General features: G+C 71.2%; 7 protein-coding genes. 6 read left to right on the top strand and 1 reads right to left on the bottom strand.

Features of this window, described 5'->3' with window-relative positions:
* The coding region (locus tag CA983_RS38910) for a bifunctional DNA primase/polymerase (RefSeq protein ID WP_086605421.1) at nucleotides 1–606 on the bottom strand (606 nt) is incomplete at its 3' end.
* Nucleotides 607–976: 370 nt separating this feature from the next.
* On the opposite strand from CA983_RS38910, the gene CA983_RS38905 reads away from it, so the two are divergent.
* The 6 genes from CA983_RS38905 to CA983_RS38875 all read left to right on the top strand — a co-directional run bounded on the left by CA983_RS38905 (nucleotide 977) and on the right by CA983_RS38875 (nucleotide 6,526).
* The gene (locus CA983_RS38905) at nucleotides 977–1,300 is read left to right on the top strand and encodes a hypothetical protein (RefSeq protein WP_086605420.1); all 324 of its coding nucleotides are present in this window, start codon (nucleotides 977–979) and stop codon (nucleotides 1,298–1,300) included.
* Nucleotides 1,301–1,503: 203 nt separating this feature from the next.
* Complete coding sequence (locus CA983_RS38900) at nucleotides 1,504–2,481, top strand: bifunctional MaoC family dehydratase N-terminal/OB-fold nucleic acid binding domain-containing protein (protein WP_086605419.1); 978 nt, start codon at nucleotides 1,504–1,506, stop codon at nucleotides 2,479–2,481.
* Nucleotides 2,478–2,861: a MaoC family dehydratase gene (locus CA983_RS38895; protein ID WP_086605418.1), complete on the top strand. Its 384-nt coding sequence runs from the start codon at nucleotides 2,478–2,480 to the stop codon at nucleotides 2,859–2,861. Before CA983_RS38900 ends, CA983_RS38895 begins: the two co-directional genes overlap by 4 nt.
* Nucleotides 2,858–4,066: a lipid-transfer protein gene (locus tag CA983_RS38890; RefSeq protein ID WP_086605417.1), complete on the top strand. Its 1,209-nt coding sequence runs from the start codon at nucleotides 2,858–2,860 to the stop codon at nucleotides 4,064–4,066. Before CA983_RS38895 ends, CA983_RS38890 begins: the two co-directional genes overlap by 4 nt.
* 97 nt (nucleotides 4,067–4,163) lie before the next feature.
* Complete coding sequence (locus tag CA983_RS38880; RefSeq protein ID WP_059420504.1) at nucleotides 4,164–4,724, top strand: SigE family RNA polymerase sigma factor; 561 nt, start codon at nucleotides 4,164–4,166, stop codon at nucleotides 4,722–4,724.
* Nucleotides 4,725–4,849: 125 nt separating this feature from the next.
* Nucleotides 4,850–6,526, top strand: coding sequence for a long-chain fatty acid--CoA ligase (locus tag CA983_RS38875; protein WP_086605416.1), 1,677 nt, complete (start codon nucleotides 4,850–4,852; stop codon nucleotides 6,524–6,526).
* The last annotated feature ends 134 nt before the right edge of the window (nucleotides 6,527–6,660 follow it).

The raw sequence follows: 6,660 nt of genomic DNA, 5'->3' as shown, positions 1-6,660 counted from the left end.
GAGCAGGCGCAGGAGGGAGCGCGGGCAGGGGGCGGGGGCCAGGTGCGCGGTTCCCGGGGCCGCGGCGTACACGCCCTGGCCGGTGCGGGAGCCGGGGCCGACGAGGTAGCCGCCGGCGCCCCGGATGTCGATGCCGGGCGCGAGGCGGCCCGCCGAGTTGGGGACGACCACGTCCGGCGGGCCGCTCAGCCAGAGGTGGCGACCGCCGGACGGGGTCACGACGACCACCGTCGGCGGGATGGTGAACAGGTGCCGCAGCGCCAGCTCGCGCAGGGCGGCCGAGGAGTCCGTGCCGGTCTTCACGTCCAGGTCGATGCCGATCAGATGGTGCGGGGGCAGGCCGCAGGCGATGCCGTATCCGGTCGCCCAGGGCGCCGCGGCGAACAGTTCGCGGATCCGGGCCGGGTCGCTGGAGGCGTCGTAGACCCCGTGGCCGAGCCGGCCGCACTCGCCGTGGCAGGTGGAAGGGGCGGGGTCGTCGCGGTGCGGGGAACGCAGCGCCGGGAGCTTGGTGCGGGACAGGGGGATGACGGCCAGTCCGCGTTCGGCGGCTGACAGGGCGTGTGCGAGGGCCAGCGTCGTGGCCTGCCGGTCGGTGGTGGCCATGCTCCTAGTTTCGTACGTACGTTCGAAAAAGGAAAGAGGGAGCGGGTGCGACGCGCCGGGGCTGGGGGTCGGACGGGGAAAGTGCTGGAACGCTCCGTCCCTTGCGGCACCTGGGTTCGAACGCCCCTTTCCGCTCCCGTTCGGGACGGAAGTGACGCAAAGGGGTTTATCGACATGTCATCACGCTTGAGTGCGAATAGTGGCTTCCGGTGTGGTTCGTCGGGGATTCGGTGGGCAACTCTGGACTCGCGACGTCGCGTACCGCACCGGGGCGGTCGGCCAACTTCCCTGGTGGCAGCAGTGCTTCACGCGCAGCCGGCCATGAGCCGGCGGTGCGCCCTTGGTTCCGAAGTCCTGGAGGGACAACAACATGGCACGTATCCGTACCGCCCGCGTCATCGCCGCGGTCTCCGCCCTTCCGCTCGCGGCCGTCCTCTTCACCGGTGTCGCGACGGCGGACAACGGCGCCTTCGCGGACAACGGATCGATCGCGTCCGCCACGGAGGCGGAGCAGGGCATCCTCGGCAGCGGCGTCGGCGGCGACAACTTCGGCAACTCCGCCACCAACCAGCAGCAGGCCGTCGGCGAGGGTACCTCCAACCAGAGCAACACCGCCCAGGTCAACGGCTCGGAGTTCACGGCCGTCAACCAGGGCAACGACAACACCGCCGTCAGCTTCGCCCCGCTGTGGTGATGAGCTGAGCGGGCCGGTCCACCGGCATCGGCCCTCCCCCAAGCTCTCGGCTTCGCTCGAGCAGGGGGGACCCCCATCCTGTGTGGGTGTGCTTCGTGGGGTGACAAGCGCCTGCGCGGTGGTACTTCGGTACCGCCGCGCAGGCGTTTTCGGCGGCTGCGGGGCCTTGACGGAACCACGCATCTGACGGACAGTCAGAAACCGTGAACGGTGAGCCGGAGGTCCACGAGGAGTTCGAGGCGCGCCTGAAGGCCTACGAGGGCCGCCCGGCCGCCGCCACCGGGGTCGGCCGGGACCCCGTCAACGAGCCGATGATCAGGCACTGGTGCGAGGCCATGGGCGACACCAACCCCGCGTACACGGGCCCAAACGCCATCGCTCCCCCCACCATGCTCCAGGCGTGGACCATGGCCGGTCTCTCCCGCCGCCCGGAACGCACGGCGGCCTACGACGAACTCCTCGGCCTGCTCGACGAGTCGGGCCACCACGCCGTCGTCGCCACCGACTGCGAGCAGGAGTACCTCCGCCCCCTGCGCCCCGGGGACGAGATCACCTTCGACTCGGTGATCGAGTCGGTGTCGGAGCGGAAGACCACGAAACTGGGGCCGGGGTACTTCGTCACCACCCGCACGGACATCAGGGCGGGCGGCGAACTCGCCGGCACCCACCGCTTCCGCATCCTCAAATACGCCCCCGCACGCCGGCCGAAGGACCCGAAGGACCGGAAGGACCCGAAGGACCCGAAGAACCGGAAGGACCCAAAGGACCGGAAGGCCCCGGAGGAACGCCGCCCGCGCCCCGTCGTCAACCGCGACAACGCCGGCTTCTGGGAGGGCGTCGCGCGCCACGAGCTGCTGATCCAGCGCTGCACCGGCTGCGGCACCCTGCGTTTCCCCTGGCTGCCGGGCTGCAACAGCTGCGGCTCCCTGGAGTGGGACACCGTCGAGGCGAGCGGCGAGGGCACGGTCTACTCGTACGTCGTCATGCACCACCCGCCCTTCCCGACCTTCGCGCCCCCTTACGCGGTCGGACTGATCGAGCTCGCGGAGGGCGTGCGGATCATCAGCAACGTGGTGGGGGTGCCGTACGACAAGGTGCGGATCGGCATGCCGGTGCGGCTGGAGTTCCGCCGCTACGACGAGGAGCTGGTGCTGCCGGTGTTCCAAGGGGTGACGCGGTGAACGCCGGCGACCGCCTCCCGCCCCTGGAGATCCCGATCACCCGCACCCTGATCGTCGCCGGGGCGATCGCCTCCCGGGACTACCAGGACGTGCACCACGACCCCGAGCCGGCCCGGCAGAAGGGCTCCCCCGACATCTTCATGAACATCCTGACGACCAACGGCCTGGTCGGGCGGTACATCACCGACCACTTCGGGCCCCGGGCGGAGCTGCGCCGGGTGGCGATCCGGCTGGGCGCCCCCAACCACCCCGGCGACACGATGGTGCTCACGGGCACGGTCGAGGAGGTCGACGGGGACCTGGTGACGGTCCGGGTCGTCGGGGCGAACGGCATCGGCAAGCACGTGACGGGCACGGTGACGGTGAGGGTTCCGGGATGAGCCTCAGAGGGCGGGACGGACTCGGCGGGCGCGCCGCCATCACCGGCATCGGGGCGACCGAGTTCTCCAAGGACTCGGGCCGCAGCGAACTGCGCCTTGCGGTCGAGGCGGTGCACGCCGCCCTCGCGGACGCGGGGCTGACACCCGCCGACGTCGACGGGATGGTCACGTTCACCATGGACACCAGCCCCGAGATCACCGTCGCCCAGGCGGCGGGCATCGGCGAGCTCTCCTTCTTCTCCCGGATCCACTACGGCGGCGGCGCGGCCTGCGCCACCGTCCAGCAGGCGGCCCTGGCGATCGCCACGGGCGTGGCGGACGTCGTCGTCTGCTACCGGGCGTTCAACGAGCGCTCGGGCCGCCGCTTCGGCTCCGGTGTGCGGCACCGGGAGCCGTCGGCGGAGGGCGCGGCACTCGGCTGGGCGCTGCCGTTCGGCCTGCTCACCCCGGCCTCGTGGGTGGCGATGGCGGCCCAGCGCTACCTCCACACGTACGGGCTGACCCCGGAGGCCTTCGGGCACGTGGCCGTCGTCGACCGCAAGTACGCGGCGACCAACCCGGCGGCGTACTTCCACGGCCGGCCCATCACCCTGGCCGACCACGCCGCGTCCCGCTGGATCGCCGAGCCGCTGCGGCTGCTGGACTGCTGCCAGGAGACGGACGGCGGACAGGCGCTCGTCGTCACCTCCGTGGAACGGGCCCGCGACCTGCCCCACCCGCCGGCCGTCATCGCGGCGGCCGCCCAGGGCGCGGGACGCGCGCAGGAGCAGATGACCAGCTTCTACCGTGACGACCTCACCGGCCTACCGGAGACGGCGGTCGTGGCCCGGCAGCTGTGGCGGACCTCGGGGCTCGCGCCCGCCGACATCGACGTGGGGATCCTCTACGACCACTTCACGCCGTTCGTGCTGATGCAGCTGGAGGAGTTCGGCTTCTGCGCCCCCGGCGAGGCACCGGACTTCGTGGCCAAGGAACGCCTGCCGCTCAACACGCACGGCGGGCAGCTGGGGGAGGCGTACCTGCACGGCATGAACGGGGTGGCGGAGGCCGTCCGGCAGATCAGGGGGACGGCGGTGAACCCGGTGCCGGGTGCGGAGCGGGTCCTTGTGACGGCGGGGACGGGCGTGCCTACGTCGGGGCTCGTACTGACCGCCGACCCTCAGGGGCGAACCCGCAGTACTACGGGCCCTCCGCTCCACCTATAGGAGGTGCGGCGGACCCCACCCCTACAACCTGAGGGGGACCCCGCTTCGGGACCTGCGGCCGATCCGCCCGAGGTGGCTCCGCTCATAGCGTTGAGCCATGACCACACTCGTCTGCACCAGCGCGTCGAAGGCCGCTGCACCAGCGGCGCGGACTCTTCCGTACCCGTCGTTCTCGTCGTACGTCAGGGCCCGCCAGCCGGTGCTGCTGCGTACCGCCCGCTCGCTCACCGGCAACCCGAGCGACGCGGAGGACCTGTTGCAGACCGCGCTCACCAAGACGTACGTCGCCTGGGAGCGTATCGAGGACCACCGCGCCCTCGACGGTTATGTGCGCCGGGCGCTGCTGAACACGCGGACCTCGCAGTGGCGCAAGCGCAAGGTCGACGAGTTCGCCTGCGACGAGCTGCCCGAGCCGGAGCCGGTGTCCGGCGGTGACGACCCGGCCGAGCAGCAGGCGCTGCGCGACGCGATGTGGCGGGCGATCATGCGGCTGCCGGCCCGGCAGCGGGCGATGGTAGTCCTCAGGTACTACGAGGACCTCAGCGAGGTCCAGACGGCCGAGGTGCTCGGTGTCTCGGTGGGCACGGTGAAGTCGGCCGTCTCCCGCGCGCTCGGCAAGCTCCGCGAGGACGCTGAACTGGGGCTTGTCCGTAGTTGAGCGGATGTGTCGGTCGCGGGTGAGCGGTTTCGTCGGCAGCCGTGACCTGATCGATCGCCCGGTCCTAGTGACATACCATGCGGTATGTGCGCAGAATCAGCGCAACCTTTACCACCGCGTAGGCAATGTCGCCACGGGAGGACGCCGTGCTGAGCACCATGCAGGACGTACCGCTGCTGATCTCGAGGATCCTGACCCACGGGTCGACGATCCACGGGACATCACAGGTGACCACCTGGACCGGTGAGGACGAGCCGCACCGCCGCTCCTTCGCCGAGATCGGCGCCCGCGCGGCCCAGCTCGCACACGCCCTGCGCGAGGACCTCGGCGTCTCCGGCGACGACCGGGTCGCCACCCTGATGTGGAACAACGCGGAGCATGTGGAGGCCTACTTCGCGATCCCCTCCATGGGCGCGGTCCTCCACACCCTGAACCTCCGGCTCCCGCCCGAGCAGCTGGCCTGGATCGTCAACCACGCCGCCGACCGCGTGATCATCGCCAACGGTTCGCTGCTGCCCCTGCTCGCCCCGCTGCTCCCGCACCTGAAGACGGTCGAGCACGTGGTCGTCTCCGGCCCCGGGGACCGCTCCCTGCTCGCGGACGCGACCGCGCGGGTCCACGAGTACGACGACCTGATCACCGGGAAGCCGTCCTCGTACGACTGGCCGCAGCTGGACGAACGCCAGGCCGCCGCCATGTGCTACACCTCCGGCACCACCGGCGACCCCAAGGGCGTGGTCTACAGCCACCGCTCCATCTACCTGCACTCCATGCAGGTCAACATGGCCCAGTCGATGGGCCTGACCGACGAGGACACCTCACTGGTCGTGGTGCCGCAGTTCCATGTGAACGCCTGGGGCCTGCCGCACGCGACCTTCATGACCGGCGTGAACCTGCTGATGCCGGACCGCTTCCTCCAGCCGGCCCCGCTCGCCGCGATGATCGAGAGCGAGAGGCCGACCCATGCCGCCGCCGTCCCGACCATCTGGCAGGGCCTGCTCGCCGAGCTGACCGCGCACCCCCGTGACGTCTCCTCCCTCACCCAGGTCACCATCGGCGGCTCGGCCTGTCCGCCGTCCCTGATGGAGGCCTTCGACAAGCTGGGCATGCGGGTCTGCCACGCCTGGGGCATGACGGAGACGTCCCCGCTCGGTACGATCGCCCGTCCCCCGGCCGGTGTGGCCGGCACGGAGGAGGAGTTCGCCTACCGCCTCACCCAGGGCCGCTTCCCGGCCGGCGTCGAGGCCCGGCTGACCGGCCCGGGCGGCGAACGCCTCCCCTGGGACGGCGAGTCGGCCGGTGAGCTGGAGGTGCGCGGCCCGTGGATCGCCGGCGCCTACTACAACGGCCCGGGCGCCGACCCGCTCCGCCCCGCCGACAAGTTCAGCGAGGACGGCTGGCTGAAGACGGGCGACGTGGGGACGATCTCCCCCGACGGCTACCTCACCCTCACCGACCGGGCCAAGGACGTCATCAAGTCCGGCGGCGAGTGGATCTCGTCGGTGGAGCTGGAGAACGCCCTCATGTCCCACCCCGAGGTCGCCGAGGCGGCCGTCGTCGCCGTCCCCGACGAGAAGTGGGGCGAGCGCCCCCTGGCCACGGTCGTCCTCAAGGAGGGTTCCACCGCAACCTTCGAGACCCTGCGCGCCTTCCTCGCCGACGAGGGCAACATCGCCAAGTGGCAGCTCCCGGAGCGCTGGACGGTCATCGAGGCGGTGCCGAAGACGAGCGTGGGCAAGTTCGACAAGAAGGTGCTGCGCAGGCGGTACGCGGAGGGGGAGCTGGACATCACCCGGCTCTGACCCGCTGACCCGCTGACCCGCTGACCCGCTGACGCACATGACACGTGTGGCCTGACTCCCGGGCACGCAAGGCCTGACCGCCGTCACCGTCGTACGGCGGTCAGCCCCCACCCCAGCACCAGCCACAAGCCCGC

Source organism: Streptomyces swartbergensis (assembly GCF_002148965.1).
GTDB classification, from domain to species: domain Bacteria; phylum Actinomycetota; class Actinomycetes; order Streptomycetales; family Streptomycetaceae; genus Streptomyces; species Streptomyces swartbergensis.
The sequence above is the reverse complement of the archived record's forward strand: the minus strand, read 5'-3'. Positions and strand labels throughout refer to the sequence as shown.